The organism is Brevirhabdus pacifica, from assembly GCF_002797755.1.
Classification (GTDB): Bacteria; Pseudomonadota; Alphaproteobacteria; order Rhodobacterales; family Rhodobacteraceae; genus Brevirhabdus; species Brevirhabdus pacifica.
Window position 1 is genome coordinate 364,686 of record NZ_PGFI01000013.1, and the last position, 16,884, is coordinate 381,569.

General features: G+C 68.4%; 19 protein-coding genes and 1 tRNA gene. 12 read left to right on the forward strand and 8 right to left on the reverse strand.

What is annotated here, in order from left to right:
* Positions 1-223 precede the first annotated feature (223 nt).
* Both CLV77_RS13540 and CLV77_RS13545 read right to left on the reverse strand, forming a co-directional pair.
* On the reverse strand, positions 224-793 hold the full coding sequence (locus tag CLV77_RS13540; protein WP_076979825.1) for an HD domain-containing protein: 570 nt from the start codon (positions 791-793) through the stop codon (positions 224-226).
* A 27-nt stretch (positions 794-820) separates the two neighbouring features.
* Entirely contained in the window at positions 821-1,732 is a 912-nt protein-coding gene (locus tag CLV77_RS13545; protein ID WP_076979824.1) for an FkbM family methyltransferase, read from the reverse strand.
* A gap of 156 nt (positions 1,733-1,888) precedes the next feature.
* On the opposite strand from CLV77_RS13545, the gene ahcY reads away from it, so the two are divergent.
* Positions 1,889-3,283 carry an adenosylhomocysteinase gene (ahcY, locus tag CLV77_RS13550; protein ID WP_076979823.1) on the forward strand — a complete coding sequence of 465 codons (1,395 nt, stop codon included), beginning with the start codon at positions 1,889-1,891 and terminating at the stop codon, positions 3,281-3,283.
* A gap of 255 nt (positions 3,284-3,538) precedes the next feature.
* Positions 3,539-3,880: a DUF2853 family protein gene (locus CLV77_RS13555; protein ID WP_076979822.1), complete on the forward strand. Its 342-nt coding sequence runs from the start codon at positions 3,539-3,541 to the stop codon at positions 3,878-3,880.
* A gap of 318 nt (positions 3,881-4,198) precedes the next feature.
* Here CLV77_RS13555 and CLV77_RS13560 read toward each other — a convergent pair whose 3' ends face one another.
* Genes CLV77_RS13560 through tsaD form a run of 4 tightly spaced genes read right to left on the reverse strand, consistent with a single transcriptional unit; the run spans position 4,199 to position 6,978 of the window.
* Positions 4,199-4,621 carry an EVE domain-containing protein gene (locus CLV77_RS13560; RefSeq protein ID WP_076979821.1) on the reverse strand — a complete coding sequence of 141 codons (423 nt, stop codon included), beginning with the start codon at positions 4,619-4,621 and terminating at the stop codon, positions 4,199-4,201.
* On the reverse strand, positions 4,621-4,893 hold the full coding sequence (locus tag CLV77_RS13565) for a YciI family protein (protein WP_076979820.1): 273 nt from the start codon (positions 4,891-4,893) through the stop codon (positions 4,621-4,623). The genes CLV77_RS13560 and CLV77_RS13565 overlap by 1 nt, the downstream gene beginning before the upstream one ends.
* A 1-nt stretch (position 4,894) precedes the next feature.
* On the reverse strand, positions 4,895-5,866 hold the full coding sequence (locus CLV77_RS13570) for an NAD(P)H-dependent glycerol-3-phosphate dehydrogenase (protein WP_076979819.1): 972 nt from the start codon (positions 5,864-5,866) through the stop codon (positions 4,895-4,897).
* Positions 5,863-6,978: a tRNA (adenosine(37)-N6)-threonylcarbamoyltransferase complex transferase subunit TsaD gene (tsaD, locus tag CLV77_RS13575; protein ID WP_076979818.1), complete on the reverse strand. Its 1,116-nt coding sequence runs from the start codon at positions 6,976-6,978 to the stop codon at positions 5,863-5,865. Before tsaD ends, CLV77_RS13570 begins: the two co-directional genes overlap by 4 nt.
* Before the next feature lie 88 nt (positions 6,979-7,066).
* Between tsaD and CLV77_RS13580 the strand changes: the two genes are divergently transcribed.
* From CLV77_RS13580 to CLV77_RS13595, 4 genes are all read left to right on the forward strand, one after another.
* Positions 7,067-7,783 (forward strand): uroporphyrinogen-III synthase, encoded by a 717-nt coding sequence (locus tag CLV77_RS13580; protein ID WP_076979817.1) that lies wholly within the window; start codon positions 7,067-7,069, stop codon positions 7,781-7,783.
* Positions 7,784-8,142: 359 nt separating this feature from the next.
* On the forward strand, positions 8,143-9,477 hold the full coding sequence (locus CLV77_RS13585) for a hypothetical protein (RefSeq protein ID WP_143815128.1): 1,335 nt from the start codon (positions 8,143-8,145) through the stop codon (positions 9,475-9,477).
* Positions 9,478-9,487: 10 nt separating this feature from the next.
* Complete coding sequence (locus tag CLV77_RS13590; RefSeq protein ID WP_076979815.1) at positions 9,488-11,212, forward strand: heme biosynthesis protein HemY; 1,725 nt, start codon at positions 9,488-9,490, stop codon at positions 11,210-11,212.
* A gap of 51 nt (positions 11,213-11,263) precedes the next feature.
* Positions 11,264-11,339 (forward strand) — tRNA-Thr (locus tag CLV77_RS13595).
* 72 nt (positions 11,340-11,411) lie between these two features.
* Here CLV77_RS13595 and CLV77_RS13600 read toward each other — a convergent pair.
* Positions 11,412-12,665, reverse strand: a complete 1,254-nt coding sequence (locus CLV77_RS13600) for a glycerate kinase type-2 family protein (RefSeq protein ID WP_233128186.1) — start codon at positions 12,663-12,665, stop codon at positions 11,412-11,414.
* Positions 12,666-12,805: 140 nt separating this feature from the next.
* Between CLV77_RS13600 and CLV77_RS13605 the strand changes: the two genes are divergently transcribed.
* The 6 genes from CLV77_RS13605 (at position 12,806) to CLV77_RS13630 (ending at position 16,454) form a co-directional block, all read left to right on the forward strand.
* On the forward strand, positions 12,806-13,777 hold the full coding sequence (locus tag CLV77_RS13605; RefSeq protein ID WP_076979814.1) for a 2-hydroxyacid dehydrogenase: 972 nt from the start codon (positions 12,806-12,808) through the stop codon (positions 13,775-13,777).
* 121 nt (positions 13,778-13,898) lie between these two features.
* On the forward strand, positions 13,899-14,273 hold the full coding sequence (locus CLV77_RS13610) for a hypothetical protein (RefSeq protein ID WP_076979813.1): 375 nt from the start codon (positions 13,899-13,901) through the stop codon (positions 14,271-14,273).
* A gap of 114 nt (positions 14,274-14,387) precedes the next feature.
* Positions 14,388-14,843: a DUF411 domain-containing protein gene (locus tag CLV77_RS13615; protein ID WP_076979812.1), complete on the forward strand. Its 456-nt coding sequence runs from the start codon at positions 14,388-14,390 to the stop codon at positions 14,841-14,843.
* Positions 14,844-14,910: 67 nt separating this feature from the next.
* A complete protein-coding gene (locus CLV77_RS13620) occupies positions 14,911-15,579 on the forward strand; it encodes a hypothetical protein (protein ID WP_076979811.1) in 669 nt (222 codons plus the stop codon).
* 84 nt (positions 15,580-15,663) lie between these two features.
* Entirely contained in the window at positions 15,664-16,179 is a 516-nt protein-coding gene (locus tag CLV77_RS13625; RefSeq protein WP_233128187.1) for a hypothetical protein, read from the forward strand.
* 5 nt (positions 16,180-16,184) lie between these two features.
* Positions 16,185-16,454, forward strand: coding sequence for a DksA/TraR family C4-type zinc finger protein (locus tag CLV77_RS13630; RefSeq protein WP_076979810.1), 270 nt, complete (start codon positions 16,185-16,187; stop codon positions 16,452-16,454).
* 4 nt (positions 16,455-16,458) lie between these two features.
* On the opposite strand, the gene CLV77_RS13635 is transcribed toward CLV77_RS13630, so the two are convergent.
* Positions 16,459-16,884 (reverse strand): GNAT family N-acetyltransferase, encoded by a 426-nt coding sequence (locus CLV77_RS13635; RefSeq protein WP_076979809.1) that lies wholly within the window; start codon positions 16,882-16,884, stop codon positions 16,459-16,461.

Below are 16,884 nucleotides of genomic sequence, written 5' to 3' on the forward strand. Positions count from 1 at the left end.
GAATTCTCGCTGTCAGTTTCGCCCGTGCCTTGGGGTTCGCTCAGCCGTCGGCGCAGGCATCCGAGGAACGCGCCCGCCTCAATCGGCAAGAGGACGCCCGCTTGGCTGCACGCCTGGCGATCTCGCGTCGTGACGGGCCGCGCGATTGGGTGAGGGAGCGGTGCATCGCCTCCCCGATCATCACGCGTGAGGGATCCGGCGCGGCGTTCGACGACAGACCGTCTCAGCCCTCCATCGACGCCAGCAGCGTGCGGTGCCGGGCGGTGTAGTCGCGCCGCACCTCGACCGGGGGGCGCAGGCGGATACTCAGCCCCTCGCGAAGGGGGGCGGGCATCTTCCCGAAAAGGCGGTCGGCCTCGGCCTCGGTGAAGCCGGCGATGCACGTCGCCTCAAGCCAGGCGCTGACCCGGTCGGCGCGTTTGATCTTGGCCTTGATCGTCTTGGGCACCGCCGCCGGCAGGCCAAAGCGCAAATGGATAGCCGCCGTCAGCCGCTGGTCCAGCTCGGCATAGCCGGGCCCGACGGAGGATTTGACCGGCGAGATCATGTCGCCGATCACGTATTCCGGGGCATCGTGCAACAGCGCCGCCATCCGCCAGCGCACCGGGGCGGCAGGGTTGAGACGGCCGAAAATCTCCTCGACCAGCAGCGAATGCTCGGCCACCGAATAGGCGAACTCACCTTCGGTCTGCCCGTTCCAGCGGGCCACGAAGGCCAGGCCGCGGGCGATGTCCTCAATCTCGATATCCATGGGCGTCGGGTCCAGCAGGTCCAGGCGACGGCCCGACAGCATGCGCTGCCACGCGCGGGGAGCCACGGCTCAGACCCGTTCGAGGATCGATGCCAGAAGGGCGGAGCCCCGTACCCCCGCGATGAAATTGTACCCCTTGCGGCGGTCGGTCTTCAGCGCGGCGATCTCGGCAATGGATGACATGGGTCTGACGGTCCCCTCGATGGCGTGAATGTCCACGCCCTCCCTCCGCAGAAGCCGGGCGCTGGGCGCGCAATCGCGATCGGCGCCATGATCCTCGTATATCAGCACCGAGCCGTCGTTCAATGCGCGCTGTCCCCCGTCGATGGCCGCGACCTCTGCCCCCTCCACGTCCAGCTTGACCAGGGCGGGGGCGCCGGGGGGGATCAGATCATCGATACAGACGGTGCTGACCGGCACCAGCTCCTCCCCCGGGTTCAGATTGTTGGGGGTCATCCCCTCGGAGGCAAGGCGAGCGGCGGCGTGGCGGCGCCGGTCGCAGATGAAGCGCATCTCGCCGCCCGAGTGGCGATGCACCGCAGCGTGGTGCAGCCGCACCCGCGGCAACCCGCGCAGGTTGGCGCGCAGCCGCGCGAGGGTGGGCGGCGCGGCCTCGACCGCCGTCAGGTGGGGGAAGTCCGGCGCGGCCCGCAGGGTCCAGTACCCGATGTTCGCACCCAGATCGCAGAAATGGGTGGTGGCGCCCCGGGCCGCGGCCAGGATGCGCCCGACCTCGGGCTCGTAGCGGGCGCGGCCCAGGGCGACACGGGTCCAGTATTCATCATCCAGGTGCACCCGAATGCGTTGCCCACCCTCGACCGGCACCAGAATCGCGTTGTCGGGATCGAAGGCCCGGGCCACGGCCCGCGTCAGCCGCCCGTAGCCGCGCCCGAAGGGGTTCGCGGCGAAGGCAAGCGACAGCAACCGGTGCTGCAACGCGGCCGAAGGACCGCTGGCGATGGTGGAAAGGGGCGGGCTCATGCGGCCATGCTCGGTCGCGATTGGCTAAGAAAGTCCTAAAATCGCCTCCGCACGCTACGAATGGGCGGGTTTGGGCCGTTTGCGACCGACCAAGGGCTTGCCTGACCGTCGTCAGATGGTAAAGCCGGGGCCAGCCCGAGGATTGGAGCACGACAGATGACCAAAGACTATATCGTCAAGGATATTTCGCTGGCCGACTATGGCCGCAAGGAACTCGCCATTGCCGAAACCGAGATGCCGGGCCTGATGGCCCTGCGCGAGGAATACGGCGCCAGCCAGCCGCTGAAGGGTGCCCGCATCGCCGGCAGCCTGCACATGACGATCCAGACCGCGGTCCTGATCGAGACGCTGACCGCCCTGGGCGCCGAGGTCCGCTGGGCCTCGTGCAACATCTTCTCGACCCAGGACCACGCCGCCGCGGCCATCGCCGCCGCCGGCATCCCGGTCTTCGCCATCAAGGGCGAAACGCTGCCGGAATACTGGGACTATGCCGACAAGATCTTCGACTTCGGCGATCAGCCCGCGAACATGATCCTGGACGATGGGGGCGACGCCACCCTCTACATCCTGATCGGTGCCCGCGTCGAAGCCGGCGAAACCGATCTGATCGCGACCCCCACCTCGGAAGAGGAAGAGGCGCTGTTCGCCCAGATTCGCAAGCGGCTGAAGGACAGCCCCGGCTGGTTCACCCGCCAGCGCGACGCGATCAAAGGCGTCAGCGAGGAAACCACCACCGGCGTCCACCGCCTCTATGAGCTGGTCAAGGCCGGTCAGCTGCCCTTCCCGGCGATCAACGTCAACGACTCGGTCACCAAGTCGAAGTTCGACAACAAGTACGGCTGCAAGGAATCGCTGGTCGACGGCATCCGCCGCGCCACCGACACGATGATGGCCGGCAAGGTCGCCGTTGTCTGCGGCTATGGCGACGTGGGCAAGGGCTCTGCCGCCTCGCTGCGCGGCGCTGGCGCCCGCGTGAAGGTGACCGAGATCGACCCGATCTGCGCCCTTCAGGCCGCCATGGACGGGTTCGAGGTTGTCGTCCTTGAGGATGTCGTCGCCGACGCCGACATCTTCGTCACCACCACCGGCAACAAGGACGTGATCCGCATCGAGCACATGCGCGAGATGAAGGACATGGCCATCGTCGGCAACATCGGCCACTTCGACAACGAGATCCAGGTCGCCAATCTGAAGAACCACAAGTGGACCAACATCAAGGACCAGGTGGACATGATCGAGATGCCTTCGGGCAACCGTATCATCCTGCTGTCCGAGGGTCGTCTGCTGAACCTCGGCAACGCCACGGGCCACCCCTCGTTCGTGATGTCGGCCAGCTTCACCAACCAGGTGCTGGCGCAGATCGAGCTTTGGACCAAGGGTGACGAGTACAAGAACGACGTCTACATCCTGCCCAAGCACCTGGACGAGAAGGTCGCCCGCCTGCACCTGGCCAAGATCGGCGTCAAGCTGACCGAGCTGAAGAAAGAGCAGGCCGACTACATCGGCGTGCCGCAGGAAGGCCCGTTCAAGCCCGAGCATTACCGCTACTGACGGCAGGCGCGGCGGGCCCGGCCCGATCGCGCAGCCAACTCCGGAATCGCCCGGCGGGACCCGTTCCCGCCGGGTTTTTCTTGGGCGAATGGGGCCGACGGCGGCCCCGTGGGTCGGCCCTGTCCCGGGGTGCCGAACCCGCCCGCCTAGCCCTGAAATCGAAAATTCTTTGTTCCGTGGGCGTTTCACCTTAACGTCAAGCAGTGCCGCAGGGCCGGTCAGCCGGTCCGGACGCCGTGGAAACAGGAGAACGACATGGGTAAAAGAGACGAGCTGATCGAGCGCTACGCCGACGATCTGAAGAAAAAGTGCAACATGAATCCCGACATGGATCTGCTGCGCAAGGTGACCATCGGATGCGGACCGTCGATCTATAACGCCGATTCCGCGACCATCGCCGCCTCTCAGCCGGGCGAGGTCGAGACCGTGAAAAACAATTTCCTGATCAAGAAACTCGGCCTCAGCGACGGCCCCGAGCTTGGCAACGCGATCGAGGAGGCCTTCGAGACCTATGGCCGGTCCGAGCGGAACAAGTATCGCGCCGTGGTCTATTACATGCTGACCAAGAAGTTCGGCCGCGAGTCCGCTTACGCATGACCCGGAGTCGGCAATCCTCTGCCAACCGTTGACGTAAACTGCGGACAATTCTCCGGACTAAGAAGTTGTCGAGTCAACTAACCCCGGGTAGAAAGACCTCAAGGACGAGGGGCCAGCGGCCCGCCATCTTGGGGCCTTGGCGGGCGCAGATGGCCACCCGGCGACCTATGTGCACGAGGGGTGCGTGATCAGGTTGGGGGTGCCGATCCAATTCACTGGCCGGCCGGACGATGCGGGGGTGCATCGACCGGCCGGCCAGTTCACGTTTCGGGGCACGGGTCAGACGGGCCAGACGGGGGGGCGACGCACAAAGCGCCCTCAGGCCTTCGGGATCCCGCCCAGTTCACAGATCAGATCCCATTCGTCGTCGGCCACGGGCTGCACCGACAGGCGGCTGTTCCTGACCAGGACCATCTCGGCCAGGCGCGGCTCTTCGCGGATCTGCTCCAGGGTGACGGGGGTGGGCAGAGGGCGGATGGCGCGGATGTCGACGCATTCCCAACGCGCGTCATCCGTGGTGCTGTCGGGATGGCTTTCGGCGATCACCTCGACAATGCCCACGACCGCCTTCTCGCTTTGTGAATGGTAGAAGAAGCCCTGATCGCCCAGCTTCATCTCGCGCATGAAATTGCGCGCTTGGTAGTTGCGCACGCCGTCCCATTCCTCTCCCTTGGCGCCGCGCGCCTGCTGATCCTGCCAGGACCAGGTCGAGGGTTCGGACTTGAACAGCCAGCGGGCCATCAGCCGATGACCTTCTTCCAGGGGTGGAACTCGACCGAGGTGAAGAGGTCGGCGGCGGCATAGGGATCGCCCGAGGCCCAACCGCGGGCTGCGGACATGTCCTCGACCTCGAGGATGATGAGCGAGCCGCACATCTCGCCATGGGCATCCAGGATCGGGCCGGCCATCTCGACGCAGCCGGTCTTCTCGATATAGGCCAAGTGGGCGTCGCGGTTGTCCTTGCGGATCTGGAGGGCACCGGGTTTGTCGTGGGCGATCAGGGCAATACGCATTTCATTCCTCTTTCAAAGGTCGGGCGAGCAGCAGCTCCTTTGCCCGGTCTACATCGATCTTGCCGCTGACGACGGCGTTGACAAGGGTGGTGATCGGCATGTCGATCCCCTCCTGCTTGGCGATCCCGGCCACGGCGCGGGCGGTATGCACCCCTTCGACCGTGGTGCCGGCGCCGGTGCCGGAGGCATCGCCCCGGCCCAGTGCCAGCCCGTGGGCATAGTTGCGCGATTTCTCGGAGGTGCAGGTCAGCACCATGTCGCCGAAACCCGAAAGCCCCGCCAGCGTCTCGGGCCGCGCGCCACGCAGCCGGGCAAAGCGGCCCATTTCGGCATAGCCGCGGGTCATGAGGGCTGCCCGGGCGCTTTCGCCGAGGCCCGCACCCACAGTCAGCCCGCAGGCGATCGCCATCACGTTCTTCAACGCGCCGCCCAGCTCGGCGCCGACGGTGTCGGAGGTCAGGTAGAGACGCAGCGCCGCGGTCGAAAGAAGCGTCTGCAAAGCCGTCCCCGCAGCGGGGTCGGCACAGGCCAGCGTCAGCGCGGTGGGCAGGCCATTGGCCAGGTCGACGGCAAAGCTGGGGCCCGACAGGATCGCCGGCACGGAATCCGGCACGGCGTTGGCAATGATCCCGGTCGGGCCAAGGCCGCTGCGCAGGTCGATCCCCTTGGCGCAGGCCACCAGCCGGCGCCCGGCCAGCAGCTTGCGGTTCTCGGTCAGGAAACCGTCGAGGGTCTGGGCCGGGATCGCCAGCAGGACCGTGTCGGCCCGCAACGCGGCCGGATCGTCGGCGATGTTCAGACTTGGCGGCAGTTCGACCCCCGGCAGGCGCCGGTCGTTGCGGCGGCTCTCCCGCATCTCATCTCGGTGCCCGGGGTTGCGGGACCACAGGCAGACCCGACGTCCGTCGCGGGCCAGGGTGACGCCAAGGGCGGTGCCGAAGGCGCCCGCGCCGATGATGTCCACGTCACTCATGCCTTGGCCCCTTTCTTGCCCGAACCCAGAAGGCTGGGGCTGGTGCGATCAAGCGGCCAGCGCGGCCGCGGAACCAGATCCTGCGGCTCGACAAGGTCGGCGGCAAGCCGTTCGGCGCCGGCCCATGCGATCATCGCGGCATTGTCGGTGCAATAGCGCAACGGCGGGGCGACCAGGGCGATGCCGCGCGCGTCGGCGAGCGACTGCAAGCCCTTGCGAAGGGCCGTATTGGCGGCAACGCCGCCGGCCACCGCAAGGGCGGGGACCTGCCCGCCGCAGGCTCCGGCCGCCACATCCAGGGCGCGGCGGGTCTTCTCGATCAGCACGTCCGATGCGGCGGCCTGGAAGGCGGCGCACAGATCGGCCCGGTCCTGGACCGACAGCCCGCCTTTCTGCGCGACGATCCCGTCCCGGGCGCGTAGTAGGGCGGTCTTCAGCCCGGAAAAGGACATGTCGCAGCCGGGCCGGTCCAGCAGGGGGCGCGGCAGGCGGTGGGCGGTCGGATCGCCAGCGCGTGCCTCGCGCTCCACCGCCGGGCCGCCGGGTTGTTCCAGGCCCAGCAGGCGGGCGCATTTGTCAAAAGCCTCGCCGGGGGCATCGTCGATCGTGCCGCCCAGCCGGGTGAAGCTGTCGACGCCGCGCACCAGCAGGAACTGACAGTGCCCGCCCGAAACCAGCAGCATCAGATAAGGAAATTCCAGCCCATCGGTCATGCGCGGGGTCAGGGCGTGACCCGCCAGGTGGTTGACCCCGATCAGCGGCAGGCCCGCGCCGGCGGCCAGGCCGCGCGCGCACATCACCCCCGACATCACCCCGCCAATCAGGCCCGGGCCCGAGGTGACGGCGATCGCATCCACCGCCGAAAGCGGCACTTCCGCCTGTGAAAGAGCCTGTTCCACGGCCAGGTCCAGCTTTTCGGCATGGGCCCGCGCGGCCAGTTCGGGGACAACGCCGCCAAAGGCCGCGTGAAGGTCCGTCTGCCCGTGCACGACCGAGGCCAGCACCCGCCCGGGGCCCGTGACCTGCCCGTCGGCGGCGCGCGTCAGCTCGACCACGGCCGCGGCCGTGTCGTCGCAGCTGCTTTCCAGCCCCAGCACTGTCAGCTTGTCCATGGCACCGCCCGTTCCTCGCGCCGCAGCTTGCCCGGCGCCCGTTCCGCAGGTAACACCGCCGACAGGCGCAAACAATCCCGGCGGAGCCATGGCGCGAACGATCCCCACCGTTCTACTGACCCGCCCCGAGGCGCAGTCGCGGGCGCTGGCGGATCTGTTGCGCGCACGTGCCGGACCCCAAACCCCCATCGTGATCGCGCCGCTCATGCGCATCGAAAGCATCCCGGCCGCGTGGGACCGCGCGGCGCCCGTGCTTCTTTTCACCTCGCAGCAGGGGGTGGCGGAGTACCGGGCCCAGGGCGGCGCCGGCGGTGGGCAGGCCTTCTGCGTCGGCGACAGCACGGCCCGCGCGGCCGAGGCCGCCGGCCTGCAAGCGACCTCGGCCGGCGGCACGGTGGAAGATCTTTTGCGCCTCCTGATCGCCCAACGCCCTGCCGGGCCGCTTCTGCACCTGCGCGGCGCCCACGCGCGGGGGAACCTGGCCCAGCGTCTCTGCGACGCAGGGCTGCAGGCGCGTGAATGCGTCGTCTATACTCAGCAGGACGTGGCACCAGGCGATGCCGCGCGGGCGCTTTTCGCCGCGCAAGCCCCTGTCCTGGCACCGATATATTCGCCCCGCTCTGCCCTGCGCTTTGCCCGCGAATTCGCCCCGGCACCCAGCGCCCACCTGCTGTGCATGAGCGAATTCGTCCAACAGAATCTGGAACCCGATGCGTTCGGGCGCATTGATGTTATTGCGCAGCCCGACGGCGCCACTATGGTTGAGTCTGTTCTACGGATTCTTCTCCAGGCGTCGCAAGGCTGAGGCCTGGCTACCCGGATCGTCGATTTTGACGGTGCGGGATGACCGATGCCGACAAAGACCGGAACGAAGGAAATACCAGAGTGGCCCGATCCAGGAAAACCAACGGCAAGACGGGCAGCCCCCGTTCCGCCGCATCTTCCAAGACCCCCTCGAAAACCACGCCCGCCGCAGCGCCGGAGGAGGCCACATCACAGGCCCCCGGATCACAGGTCCGCGGCACCGGCGCGCCGGTCACGGCCGTAAGCGGCAAGCGCCGCACCCCCAGTCGCCTTGGCCCGACCGGAAAGCCGATCGAAGGCGCCGCGCAGGCGGCCGCCACATCCTCCGCCTCCGCGTCGCAGGCCCCGGCCGCCGGGTCCATGCCAAAGGTGTCCCGCAGCCGCAAGGACGGGGGCCCGACGGGCAAGACCCCTTCGGAGGACAAGATCATCACGCCCCCGCCCGGGGCCGAGGTGGCTGGCGATCATGGCACCACGACCCGGCGCGAGGATGCCGCCGAAAACGGCAGCGATGAGACCGAGGCGCAGGCCGAAGCGACGCCGCCCGCCGTCTATCCCACGCCCGCCCCAACCTCCGAACCCCGGACCGAGGCCCGTCGCGGCGGGTTCTTCCCGATGGTGCTGGGGGGAATCGTGGCTGGCCTGATCGGTTATGGCACCGCGCAATACCTCGGGCCCGACGGCTGGTTCCCCACTGCCCGCAACGGCGGTGATCAGGACGGAACAACCCTGGCCGAGCTTCAGGCCCAGATCGAAGAGCTGCGCGCCGAGGCTGCCACCGCCGCCGATGGCCGCGCCGCCCTTGAGACCGAACTTGCCAGCGCCCGCAGCGGGGCCACCGACAGCGCGGCGCCCTTGGTCGACCGGCTGGATGGCCTCCAGATCAACTCGGAGGAGCTTGATCAGCGCCTCGCCGCGCTGGAAGAGGCGCGCGCCACCGACCCCGCTGAAGAGGTTCAGCAGTCCCTGGCCACCTTCGAGGAGCGTCAGCAACAGCAGTTTACCGAGCTTCGCAGCACCCTGACCGATGAGATGGCGGCGAGCCTTGCCCCGGTCCGCGAGGGGCAAGATGCCCTGGGCCGCGATCTTGCGGCACTGCAGGAGCGTGTTGCACGCCTGGAAGAGGGGCTTGAGGCGCGTCTGGCCGAAGTCTCGGACGTGCGCGAAAGCGCCGAGGCCGCCGAGGCCCGCGCCCGGCGCCAGGCCGCGCTGGCCGACATCCAGGCCGCACTGACCTCGGGCGCCCCTTACCAGGAGCCTGTTTCGGCCATCGCCGCCAGCATGGACGGGGCCGAGGCGCCCTCCGTCCCCGAGGCTCTGGCAGCCACCGCCCAGGATGGCGTGGCGACCCTGGCGCAGCTGCAACAGGATTTCCCCGACGCGGCCCGCGCCGCCCTGGCGGAATCGATCAAGGCGACGGCCGGCGACGACCCGGTCAGCCGCTTCGGCGCCTTCCTGCGGACCCAGACCGGGGCCCGGTCGCTTTCGGCCCGCGACGGCGACGATCCCGATGCCATCCTGTCCCAGGCGCAGGATGCCCTGAACCAGGGCCGGGTCGAGGAGACACTCACCCTGCTGGAACGCCTGCCCGAGGAAGGGCGCGCCGAGATGGCGACCTGGATGGCGGCGGCGCGCGACCGCGTCGCTGCACTTGCCGCCTTCGATGAATACTCTGCCAGCCTGGCCCAGAATTAAGGACGACTTCATGCTTTGGTCTTTGTTGAAGATTACGATTTTTGTCGCCCTGATCGCCGCGGCCACCTTGGGCGCGGGCTACCTGATGGAAACCTCCGGCGGCATCCGCCTGTCGGTCGCCAATACCGAGTTCACCCTGGGACCGCTTCAGTCCGTGGTCGCGGTTCTGTTGCTGGTTCTGGCGCTGTGGATCCTGTTCAAGCTGGTCGGCCTGCTGGTGGCGATCCTGCGCTTCGTGAAGGGCGATGAGACCGCGCTGACCCGGTATTTCGACCGCAACCGCGAGCGCAAGGGATACCAGGCGCTGTCGGATGGAATGGTCGCCCTGGCCTCGGGCGAGGGGCGGCTGGCCATGGCCAAGGCCGAGAAGGCCGAGCGGTATCTGCATCGCCCCGAGCTGACCAACCTGTTGACCGCACAGGCCGCCGAGATGGCCGGCGATCACACCCGCGCACAAGAGGTCTACAAGACCCTTTTGCAGGATGATCGCACCCGTTTCGTCGGCATTCGCGGTATCCTGCGCCAACGCTTGGCCGAGGGGGATACCGACACCGCGCTCGCCCTTGCCCAGAAAGCGTTCGAGCTGAAGCCGCGCCACAACGAGGTGCAGGATGTTCTGCTGAAGCTTCAGGCCGATGATGGCGACTGGGCCGGCGCGCGCCGCACCCTCGACGCCAAGCTGAAATCGGGTACCCTGCCGCGCGACGTCCACAAGCGCCGCGATGCCGTCCTGGCCCTGGCCACCGCCCGCAGTGGCGCGCAGGGCGACGGCGTTTCGGGCGATGCGGCGATCGAGGCCAACCGCCTGGCGCCCGATCTGGTGCCCGCCGCCGTGCTGGCGGCCGAGACCTATATCGACCGTGCGCGCCCGCGTTACGCGACCAAGGTGCTGAAAACCGCCTGGGATGCCGAACCTCACCCCGACCTTGCCGCCGCCTTCGCCCGGATCGACCCCGAAGAGACGCCGGCGCAGCGCATCAATCGCTTCCGCGCCCTGGTCAAATCCAACCCCGACCATCCCGAGTCGCGGATGCTGATGGCCGAGCTTCACATCGCCAACGAGGATTTCCCCGAGGCGCGACGCGCCCTGGGCGATCTGGTCACGACCCATCCCACCGCCCGTTCGCTGACCATCATGGCGGCGATCGAACGGGGCGAGGGGGCGGACGATTCGGTGGTTCGCGGCTGGCTAACCCGGGCACTGACCGCGCCCCGTGGTCCCCAGTGGATCTGTGACAATTGTCACCACCTGCACGGTCACTGGACTCCCGTCTGCGGCAATTGCCACGCCTTCGACACCCTCGCTTGGCGCGAACCGCCCACCGGCGAGGTCGCAATGCCCAACTCGACCGACATGCTGCCCCTGATCGTGGGCCGGCCCGACGCCTCGGGCTCCGGTGCCGGCACGCCGGCCCTGTCCTCGGGCGGGACCGCCGCGATCGAGACGCGCGGCCCCGTCGCGGAAGAGGTCGTGCCCCCCGCCGAGCCGCCCGCGCGGTCCGAGAAGGACACCGACAAGGATGTGGAGGATGCGGAGATCGCGGCCGCGTCGGACACCGATAGGTCCGACGAGGAGCTTCCGCCCAGCGCCATCCCCCCCTCCAGCCCCGCCGCATCCTCGGAAAACGAGGGCGACGAGACGGTCGAGGGCGACGCCCCCCACGGCAAGACCGTCGGCATGGCCATGCCCCGCGTCATGCCGGATGTTGAGCCGCCGACACGCCGCCAAGCCTGAGCGAAAATAGGACTACCACCGGCGGCCAAAGGTTGCTAATAGGCCGCCGGGGCCCCAATAGCTCAGCTGGTAGAGCAACTGTTTCGTAAATAGTAGGTCGGCGGTTCGAGTCCGTCTTGGGGCACCACTTCTCAAAAATCCAAGCACTTCTCCGGGGCATGACCCCAAAGCAAACCGGGTTATCCGCCCGACCCAGCCCTCATTCGATCAGAAGAAGCTGCACGTCCGCGACGTTGGTGCCGGTGGCGCCCGTGACCAGCAGATCGCCCGAGAGGTCCAGCGCCCGATTGCTGTCGTTGTTGGCCAGCAGGGCCGCGGGATCGGCGCCTGCCATGCGCAGCCGTGTCACCGTATCGGAATCGACCAGCCCGCCCGCGGCGTCGGTGGGGCCGTCGCGCCCGTCGGTGCCCCCGCTCAGGAAGACCCAGCGGCCGGGCAGCAGACGCTCGGCCGCCATTGCCACCCGGAGGGCCATCTCCTGGTTGCGGCCGCCCAGGCCGGTGCCGCTGAGGCGGACGGTCGTCTCGCCGCCGAAGATCAGGGCGGCGGGGCCGCGAGTGGCCTCCTGGCGCAGGGTCTCGACCACCAGTTCGGCGGCGTCGGCGACATCACCGACCAGGTGATCGTTGACGATCCGGGCGCTGCGTCCGGCCGTGGTCGCCATCGCCTCGAGCGACAGGCGGTTGCTGCCGATCAGGATGTTGGTCGCGGTGGGCGTCGTCGGCGGCGGGCAGGTCTTTTCCAGGTGGGCGCGGACAGGCTGGGGAAGACGGTCCCAGAAACCGGCGCTGCGGGCGAGGCGGGCAGCCTCGGCGCGCGAGCCGATGGGCGCCACGGTGGGTCCGCTGGCGATGGCCCGCAGGTCGTCGCCGATCACGTCCGACAGGATATAGGCGGTGACGGGCGCCGGTTCGGCATGGCGCAGGAAGCCGCCGCCCTTCAGCTCGGAGAGTTGCTGGCGGATCAGGTTCATCTCTTCGATCCCCAGCCCCGAGGCCAGCAGCAGCTTGTTCACGGCAATCTTGTCTTCGAGGGTCAGCGTCCCAGCCGGGGCCGGCATCAGGGCCGATCCGCCGCCAGAGATCAGGGCGATGACTTGGTCCTGGGGGCCGGCCTCGTCCAGCAGGGCGATGACCTCGCGTGCCGCATCGTGCCCGGCCTGGTCGGGCAGGGGGTGCCCGGCGTGGCGCAGGGGCGCGCCGCCGGAATCCGCCTCGTTGCCACGATGGGTGATGGCCAGGGCGGTGCAGCCGGAGCCGAAATGCGCCATCGCCTCGGCCATCATCGCCGGCGCGGCCTTGCCGACGCTGATGACGATCTGGCGGCCGCCGCCCCGGGGGCGCGGCGCGGTTTTCAGATGCTGACGCAGGGCGGGGACCGGATCGGCGGCACGCACCGCGCTGTCGAAAATGCGCCGGGCGCGGGCCCGCATGTCGGCAATCTGATCGGTCACGTGTCGGCTTCCTTTTACATCTGCCCCCTGCCTTACCCATCCCGGCCCCCTGCGTCGAGGCTTCAGGCCATGTCGGTGGTGGCACGCGCCCCTGCCTGTGGCTAAGGTCCCCCGTATCGTTGAGGAGGAGCGACACAAACATGCCCAAACCCCGGATTCTGGTCACGCGAAGATGGCCCCAGGCCGTCGAGGATCTGCTCGAGCAGGAGTTCGACGCGGATTTCAACATCGACGACCGCGCGCTCAGCCCGGATGAGCTGCGGATCGCCATGACCGAGTATGACGCGATCCTGCCCACCGTGACCGACCGGCTGGGCCCGGAGGCCTTTCCGGACGCGGCCCCGCGGGTGCAAATCCTTGCCAATTACGGCGTGGGCTTCAGCCATATCGACACGGAGGCCGCGCGGCGGCTGGGCGTGGCGGTCACCAATACCCCCGATGTGCTGAGCGATTGCACCGCGGACCTGGCGATGACCCTGCTTTTGATGGCGGCCCGCCGCGCCGGCGAGGGGGAGCGCGAGCTGCGCGCCGGTGACTGGTCCGGCTGGCGCCCGACGCATCTGGTCGGAAGCAAGGTCACGGGCAAGACGCTGGGCATCATCGGCTTTGGTCGCATTGGACGGGAAATGGCCCGCCGCGCCCACCACGGGTTCGGCATGCGCATCCTCGTCCAGAACCGCAGCCGGGTCGATCCGACGGTCCTGGCCGAGTTCGGCGCCACCCAGGTGGCCTCGGTCGAGGATCTTTTGCCCGAATGCGATTTCGTCTCGCTTCACTGCCCGGGCGGCGATGCCAACCGGCATCTCATCAATGCCGAGCGTCTCGCGCTGATGCGGGGCGATGCCTACCTGATCAACACCGCCCGCGGAGAGGTCATCCACGAGGAGGATCTTGCCAAGGCCCTGACCGAGGGCCGCATCGGCGGCGCCGCGCTAGATGTCTTCGAGGGGGAACCCGCGATCAACCCGACGCTTGCTTGCTGTGACCGGCTGGTGATGCTGCCGCATCTGGGCAGCGCCACCAGGGAAACGCGCGAGGGGATGGGCCTACGGGCACTGGAGAACCTGCGCGCCTTTTTCGCAGGGCAGGAGCCGCCCGACCGCGTGGCATGACGGGTCCCTGAACGGCGGGCTTCCGGGCCGATCGGGGCTATCGGCGGGTTTCGCGCGGCTCACGTGCATGTGAGGGGCCGGCCATTGCCCTCCCGCGGGCGAAGGGGGTTAGATCGACCCCATGAGATTGTTCGTGATCCTCTTCGCCGCGCTTGCGCTGACGCTCGGCTCCACCTTCTCGGCGGGGCTGGGAAAGCTGGTAGACGGCGGCGCCTGGCCGCGCGAGATGGTCTTGGAACAGCACGCCCGGATGCAGGCGCCTGAGGTGACCCCCGGTCCTTGTAGCGCCTGCCTGCCCGAACCCGGACCTCACCAGGCCTGCGACATGGCGGCGGGCGCGACCTGCGCCGCACCGGTGCTGGCGGCCCTGCCCGACGGGGCCGTGCGGGCCGAACCCATGGCCGCGGCAAGACGCCTCGCCCGGGTCTTGAGCGACCGGCGATTGCGGGGCCTGGGCCCGGCCCCGGCACTCGATCCTCCGCGATACCGCCTCTGACGGTCGGCGCTTTGGCGCCGTTCCGTCGGTTGGATCCCCGTTCGTGCCCCAGACCCGTTATCGGACGGGAACCCGGGGGCCGTCGGAAGACTTGCTCAATCACGGAGAGACATCATGAAAACGACATCGCGCACGCCCACCGTGGCCGCACTGCTTCTGGGGCTGGGCCTTGGACTTCCCGCCGTTGCCGGCGCCGAGACCGTAAAGCTCTACAAGAACGCCGAGTGTTCGTGCTGTGACAATTACACGACCTACCTGCGGGCCAACGGCTTCGAGGTCGAGGTCATCGCCACCGACGATCTTGTCGAGCGATCCGAGGCGCTGGGCATTCCGGCCGAACTTCAGGGCTGTCACACCGCCATCCACCAGGGCCGCGCCGTCAGCGGGCACGTGCCGGTGGAAAGCCTGCGGGCCTTTCTGAAGCAAGCACCCGAGGGCGCGGCGCTGACCCTGCCGGGCATGCCGGCCGGATCGCCCGGGATGGGCGGCAAGGCCGATGGCCCGCTGCGTCCCCTGATCATCCCGAAAAGCGGCAAGCCCGCGTATTTCGACGTAACCACCGCACGCTGAGACCGACCAAGACCCTTCCCGCCCGGGCAGGGCGGGGCAAACTCTCAATCCAAGGATGGAACAGACGATGACCAGACTGGCAATCATCACCGCGGCCGCGCTTCTCGGCATGAGCCCCGCCGCTTCTTTCGCCGCCTCGCACATGGGGCATGACGGGGGCTCGGCCACCGCGCAGGACCAGGTCACAGGCCGCGTGTCGACCGAACCGCAGGAAGCCGCGCCGGGCACCCCGGTGACGCCGGGCAGCGGTGCCGCGGGCGGCATGATGGGCATGATGAACGCCCAGCCGGGTGCTGCGGGCGCCGACGACCATGACGAGGGCGAGGGCCGCGGTAAGGGCGGTCACGGCAAGGGCTATGGCAAGGGTATGGGCATGCACGGCATGGGTATGGGCATGCACGGCATGGGAATGCAGGGCCAGGGCATGATGCCCATGATGGCGATGATGCAACAGATGATGATGATGCATCAGATGATGATGATGCAGCACATGATGATGATGGGCGGCGACATGTCGAACATGGGCATGATGGGCAACATGGGCCGGATGATGGGCGGCATGAAGGGCCAGGGCACGCCCGGGATGATGCCCTTCCCCGGCGGCCCCGGTGCCCCCGGTTCGGCTGATCTTGCCGATGATGCCGACGGTGGCGACGAGGACGGCGAGACGACCGACGATGTTGACGGCGGCGCCGCACCGTCCGACGGTGGTACCCGGATGCCGATGCAGAACTGATGCGGGCGTGCCGGCGGCCGCCTGGCCGCCGGCCCCAGCCGCAGCCGGGGCACGCCTGCCCGGGCCGATCTTCCCGGCACGCAGATGGAGGGCGAGAGGCTGAACATTCAATATCCGCCCACGATCCAGGACGACGCACGCGACCCGGGCACGGTCCCGATCCTGCGCCGGTACTTTGCCGTTCTGATCCCCGCTCACCTGCTGTGGGAGTTTGCCCACATGCCCCTCTACCAGCTTTGGTACGAGGACACCTGGCAACAGATCGCCTTTGCCGGGCTGCATTGCACGGGGGGCGACGTGCTGATCGCGGGCTCGGTCCTATTGGCGGCGCTGGTGTCGGTGGGGCGCGGCTGGCCCCGGGATCCGGCGGCCTGGCGTCGGGTCGCGATGCTGACTGTCATCCTCGGCCTCGGCTACACGATCTTTAGCGAATGGATGAACACCGAGCTGCGCGAGGCCTGGGCCTACGCCCCCGCGATGCCGGTCCTGCCCTTGATCGGAACCGGTCTGACCCCATTTTTACAGTGGATCGTGATTCCGGTCGCCGCGCTCTGGTGGGCAGGGCGTGCGCGTAACCCGGATTCTCTGGATGAAAGGTGACGCACATGGCTGGCGGCTGGGCACGTGACGGCGCGGTCGAGGAACAGATCGAAGCCTCCATCGAAGACGAGTTGAAGCGCATGCAGGCCCGGCGCAGGCCGGGCGGCGAAAGCCGGACCCATTGCGCCGAGTGCGAGGAGCCCATCCCCGAGGCACGCCGCCAGGCGATTCCGGGCGTGAAGCTTTGTATCGATTGCCAGCAGGAGCGCGACGCGCGCCCCGTCATGCGGGGCGGAATCAACCGACGCGGCTCCAAGGACAGCCAGCTGAAATAGCGACCTAGAGGGGGCGGGTCATTTCCCGGTGGGGAATGCCCGCGTCCAGGAACTCGGGCCCTTCGGCGACGAACCCCAATTTTTCATAGAACCCCAGTGCGTGGATCTGCGCGCCCAGCCGGGCCTTGCGCATGCCGCGGGCGCGCGCAAGCTCCATCGCGTGGCGCATCAACTGCGCCCCCAGGCCCGTTCCGCGCCACTCGGGCAGCACCGCCACCCGCTGGATCTTTACCGTGTCGCCGGATTCGCGCAGCCGCAGGGTGCCGGCGGGGCGCCCGCCATCGCGGGCCAGCAGGTGAAGGCATTCGGGGTCAAGTCCGTCGACCTCCTCGGCCTCGGGGACGTTCTGCTCGCCCACGAAGACGTGGCGGCGGATGTCGATGCAGGCATCGCGGTCGGGGCCGGGCGCGGCCTCGGCAATCTGGATCAT

Coding starts and splice junctions, on each gene's coding strand:
- tsaD (WP_076979818.1), bottom strand. CDS start 6,978: ATGGACAAGCTGACAGTGCTGGGGCTGGAAAGCAGCTGCGACGACACG.
- CLV77_RS13540 (WP_076979825.1), bottom strand. CDS start 793: ATGCTGTCGGGCCGTCGCCTGGACCTGCTGGACCCGACGCCCATGGAT.
- CLV77_RS13615 (WP_076979812.1), top strand. CDS start 14,388: ATGAAAACGACATCGCGCACGCCCACCGTGGCCGCACTGCTTCTGGGG.
- CLV77_RS13610 (WP_076979813.1), top strand. CDS start 13,899: ATGAGATTGTTCGTGATCCTCTTCGCCGCGCTTGCGCTGACGCTCGGC.
- CLV77_RS13565 (WP_076979820.1), bottom strand. CDS start 4,893: ATGCGTATTGCCCTGATCGCCCACGACAAACCCGGTGCCCTCCAGATC.
- CLV77_RS13620 (WP_076979811.1), top strand. CDS start 14,911: ATGACCAGACTGGCAATCATCACCGCGGCCGCGCTTCTCGGCATGAGC.
- CLV77_RS13625 (WP_233128187.1), top strand. CDS start 15,664: ATGGAGGGCGAGAGGCTGAACATTCAATATCCGCCCACGATCCAGGAC.
- CLV77_RS13560 (WP_076979821.1), bottom strand. CDS start 4,621: ATGGCCCGCTGGCTGTTCAAGTCCGAACCCTCGACCTGGTCCTGGCAG.
- CLV77_RS13555 (WP_076979822.1), top strand. CDS start 3,539: ATGGGTAAAAGAGACGAGCTGATCGAGCGCTACGCCGACGATCTGAAG.
- CLV77_RS13580 (WP_076979817.1), top strand. CDS start 7,067: ATGGCGCGAACGATCCCCACCGTTCTACTGACCCGCCCCGAGGCGCAG.
- CLV77_RS13630 (WP_076979810.1), top strand. CDS start 16,185: ATGGCTGGCGGCTGGGCACGTGACGGCGCGGTCGAGGAACAGATCGAA.
- ahcY (WP_076979823.1), top strand. CDS start 1,889: ATGACCAAAGACTATATCGTCAAGGATATTTCGCTGGCCGACTATGGC.
- CLV77_RS13545 (WP_076979824.1), bottom strand. CDS start 1,732: ATGAGCCCGCCCCTTTCCACCATCGCCAGCGGTCCTTCGGCCGCGTTG.
- CLV77_RS13635 (WP_076979809.1), bottom strand. CDS start 16,884: ATGATCCAGATTGCCGAGGCCGCGCCCGGCCCCGACCGCGATGCCTGC.
- CLV77_RS13585 (WP_143815128.1), top strand. CDS start 8,143: ATGCCAAAGGTGTCCCGCAGCCGCAAGGACGGGGGCCCGACGGGCAAG.
- CLV77_RS13570 (WP_076979819.1), bottom strand. CDS start 5,866: ATGAGTGACGTGGACATCATCGGCGCGGGCGCCTTCGGCACCGCCCTT.
- CLV77_RS13590 (WP_076979815.1), top strand. CDS start 9,488: ATGCTTTGGTCTTTGTTGAAGATTACGATTTTTGTCGCCCTGATCGCC.
- CLV77_RS13605 (WP_076979814.1), top strand. CDS start 12,806: ATGCCCAAACCCCGGATTCTGGTCACGCGAAGATGGCCCCAGGCCGTC.